5 protein-coding genes are annotated in these 3,526 nt (G+C 69.7%); all 5 read right to left on the minus strand.

Going from position 1 to position 3,526, the window contains the following annotated elements:
- Positions 1 to 299, minus strand: a 299-nt coding sequence (locus HUK84_RS12655; protein ID WP_246285652.1) for an amidase family protein, incomplete at its 3' end; no start/stop codon positions are given.
- An 11-nt stretch (positions 300 to 310) separates the two neighbouring features.
- Entirely contained in the window at positions 311 to 508 is a 198-nt protein-coding gene (locus HUK84_RS12660) for a DUF4089 domain-containing protein (protein WP_176640616.1), read from the minus strand.
- A 64-nt stretch (positions 509 to 572) separates the two neighbouring features.
- Entirely contained in the window at positions 573 to 2,027 is a 1,455-nt protein-coding gene (locus tag HUK84_RS12665) for a SidA/IucD/PvdA family monooxygenase (protein WP_176640617.1), read from the minus strand.
- Positions 2,028 to 2,207: 180 nt separating this feature from the next.
- Positions 2,208 to 3,170: a LysR family transcriptional regulator gene (locus HUK84_RS12670; protein WP_176640618.1), complete on the minus strand. Its 963-nt coding sequence runs from the start codon at positions 3,168 to 3,170 to the stop codon at positions 2,208 to 2,210.
- A partial coding sequence (locus HUK84_RS12675) for an XdhC family protein (protein WP_176640619.1) occupies positions 3,167 to 3,526 on the minus strand: 360 nt, incomplete at its 5' end. The genes HUK84_RS12670 and HUK84_RS12675, both read right to left, overlap by 4 nt.

Consider the following 3,526-nt stretch of genomic DNA (forward strand, 5'->3'; position numbering starts at 1 on the left):
GTGACTTCGTCGGTCACGTCGAACAGGTCCTTGACCCCGAACGGCACCCCGGCCAGGGGGCCCGGATCCTCGCCGGCCGCGATGCGGCGGTCGATCGTCTCGGCCTCGGCGACCGCGCGGGGACCGAAGATGCGGGTGACGCTGTTGATCCGGGCGTCGCGGACCTCGATCGCCGCGATCGCGGCGGTGACGGTGGTGACGGCGCTGCGGCGGCGATGACGGATATCCGCCGCGAGCGCCAGGGCGTCGGGGAAGGTATCCGGGGAAGCAAGCGGGGGGGTATCGGTCTGGTCGGTCATGTCGGGCGTGCTCACGGCCGGTATTCGAAGGCGGGTTCGCAGGAATCGGGCAGCGGAAATTCATGCAGCAGCCGGGCATAGGTCTGCAGCAGCGCACGGTTGGCGAGCACGCCCGGCATGAAGCCGTCGGCGATGGTCAGTCCGATATCGCGCGCCGCGGCCGCGACGAGCGCCTCGTCGGGGATGCGGTCGCTTTGATGGTCGCTCATCGAATAAATCCTCGTTCCGTTGGACCTGCCGCCTCGTGTCGCGTGCGGCATGGGTCGGAACGGATCATGCATCCGGAGGATCGAGGCTGACCAGTTCCGGCGTGGCATAATTCAGCAGGGACTCCAGATGCCATGCCCCGTCGGCCACGAACAGGTCCCGCCCCAGGCCGCGCGCCAGCCGTTCCACGCCGAAGCGCATGCCGCTGATGGAGGCGCCGGACAGGCCCATGCTGGGGGTCGCGCCGAAGGTGAAATTGTGGATGGCGGCCAGCATCGGCGCCAGCGGGTCGGCCGGGTCACGCGGCAGGAACTGGTAGGCGTCGCCCAGATAGGGATGCGCGGCCAGCAGGGCGTTCTCCTCGCCCGCCGGGGGGGTGAAGCGGTCCTGCCACAGGGCGACCGAACCCGCGAAGGAGGCCGTTTCCGGCCGGCGGGCCAGGTCGGTGGCGAAGCCGGTGCCGATGATCACGAAATCGAAGCGCATTTCGCCGTCCGGGGTGCGCATGACGATTTCCTCGCCGTCCATGCGCGCGCCCGTCCAGCCGCATCCGGTATGGTAGCTGAACGTCGGATGGCGGCGGCAGCGCCAGAACGTGTCCTGCGGCGGCGGCTGGTTGAGGTCGTAGATATGGCGCATGAAGCGCCAGCGCAGCGTATCGGGCAAGGAGGGGAAATGGGCGAGGAAGCCGGTATTTTCCATCCAGCGATACGGGTTGACCGAGGGGATGACCCTGCGCCGCAGGCATAGCGCGACCGAGGCGGCGCCGGATTCGAGCGCGGTGGCGGCATTGTCGAAGGCCGAGGCCCCCGCGCCGAGCACGCCGATCCGCTTGCCGCGCAGGGCGGCGAAATCGATCCGTTCGGAGGTATGGGCATAGGCGCCGCGCGGCAGGGCCTGGCGGATGAAGTCCGGCACGTGCCATGCGCCGTTGCCGTCGATGCCGGTGGCCAGCACCAGCTTGCGTGCCAGATGGCGGTATTCCCTGCCCGCCGAATCGCGGAAGGTCAGGCGCAGCAGCCCATCTTCGGGCTCGACGCGTTCGAAGGAGCGGTCATTTTCGACCGGAAGCGCGAGACTGTCGCGATACCAGTCCAGATAGGCCTGCCAGTCCTGGCGGGGGATCTTGTCCAGTTCGGCCCAGGCCTGGGCGCCGTAGCGGGCCGAGTACCAGGCGCGGGGGGTCAGGCTGGGCACCCCCAGGTCCGGACCGGTCACGTATTTCGGCGTCCGCAGGGTGATCATGCGGGCGAAGGTGATCCAGGGCCCCTCGCCGCCGCGCGGAGCGCGGTCGAAGATGCGGATATTGGTGACGTTGCCGCGGCGCAGGCCGAACCCGGTGGCCAGGCCGCCCTGCCCCGCGCCGATGATGGCGACGTCCAGCACGGGCTCGCCATCGCGGACCAGCCGCGGCGTCCAGTCATGGCGGGGATAGTCGATGACCTCCAGGTCCCGCCGGACGGCGTCGTTCAGGACGGCCAAGCCCCCCGTTTCGGTCGCGGTGTGGCTGTCGGCGGCCATGGGCGCCCCCTTTTGAAATGATCACGCGGCAGTATCAGGCGGATGGTCCGTGTCCCCCGACACGGACCGAGTTCCCCAACTCGCACCATCCTGGAATCGAAACTAACCGGATCGCGGGGTGTTTCGTCCAGTATAATAAAATGACCATATTGTTGCCGATTGGGAAACGCCGAGACGGGCCTATCCGGGCGATCGCGGCGGATGGACGGGCGGGGCCTGCATCGCGCGCAGGGTGGCCCGGACCTCGGCGATGAGCTGTTCGAGGGCGGGGGGCAGCCAGCGCGCGTCGCGGACATAGGCGCCCAGGTCGGTCACGGCGCGCGGATCGTCCAGCGGGACATGGGCCAGGGCGCCGCGGCCGATATCGAATTCCAGCGCCAGGCGCGACTGGAAGGCCAGGCCGGCGCCGGCCATGACCATGCGGTTGGTCAGTTCGATCGACCCGGTTTCCAGCACCACGTCGACCTGGTCGCGCCAGGGGCGGAGCATCGGTTCCATGACGCGATGGAGCGACAGCGAGTCCGAGGGCAGGATCAGAGGCTGGTCCAGCAGGTCCTGGATGCCGATCCGGCGGCGCGCGGCCAGCGGGTGGTCGGTGCGCATCACCACGCCCACCGGGAAATGCGCCACCGCGACCTGGCGCAGTTCGTCGGGCGGTTCGAGGGAGAAGGCGATGCCCAGGTCGGTGGCGCCGGTGCTGAGCGCGGTGACGATCGCGGCGGGCGAGCCGGTCTCGGCATGCAGGTCGATACCGGGATGGGACTGCGTCATGCGGGTGAGCAGCCGCGCCATCAGATCGCCGGCGACGCCTTCGACCGTCATCAGGCTGATGCGGCCGCCGCGCAGGCCGCTGAGTGCTGCGATCTGCTCGTCGGTGCGCACCGCGTCCTGCATCACGGTGATGATGTGGCGGGAGATGATCTCGCCCGCCGCGGTCGGCACCATGCCGCCGGGCAGCCGGTCGAACAGCGGGCAGCCGATCTCGTCCTCCATCTGCGCGATCTGGCGGGTCAGCGCGGAGGGGGTGACGTTGAGCCGGCGCGCGGCCTCGCGGATCGATCGATATTCGCGGACCGCGTTGAAATAGACGATGCAGCGCGCATGCAGGCGCATGACCCGCGCCACCCGGTCGGCGCGGATCATGCGGCGCCCCGGATGATCCGGCCGGGCCGGCGCGCCGCGGCGTCATGCAGCAGGCGTTCGACGATTTCTGCCGCGACCAGGGCGGCGATGATTTCCGGCCGCTTGTCGCGGATGCCGCGATCGCCGATCGGGCAGACCAGGGTGGCGATGCGTGCCTCGGGCAGGCCGATGGCGCGGAAGGCGGCTTCGAACCGGCGGCGCTTGGTCCGCGAGCCGATCAGCCCGACATAGCGGAAATCGCCGCGCTCCAGCGCGGCGGAGACGATCAGCGAATCCAGCGCGTGGCTGGGGGTGAGCACGAGAATGCCGGCCCCCGGCGGGGCCGTGGCGATGGCGGCCTGCCAGTCGGCGGTGAC

The sequence above is a fragment of the Nguyenibacter vanlangensis genome (genome assembly GCF_013376155.1).
Taxonomy (GTDB): Bacteria; Pseudomonadota; Alphaproteobacteria; order Acetobacterales; family Acetobacteraceae; genus Gluconacetobacter; species Gluconacetobacter vanlangensis.

What these genes read in the sequence shown, in the direction of transcription:
- HUK84_RS12660 (WP_176640616.1), bottom strand. Translation starts at nt 508, where the DNA reads ATGAGCGACCATCAAAGCGACCGCATCCCCGACGAGGCGCTCGTCGCG.
- HUK84_RS12665 (WP_176640617.1), bottom strand. Translation starts at nt 2,027, where the DNA reads ATGGCCGCCGACAGCCACACCGCGACCGAAACGGGGGGCTTGGCCGTC.
- HUK84_RS12670 (WP_176640618.1), bottom strand. Translation starts at nt 3,170, where the DNA reads ATGATCCGCGCCGACCGGGTGGCGCGGGTCATGCGCCTGCATGCGCGC.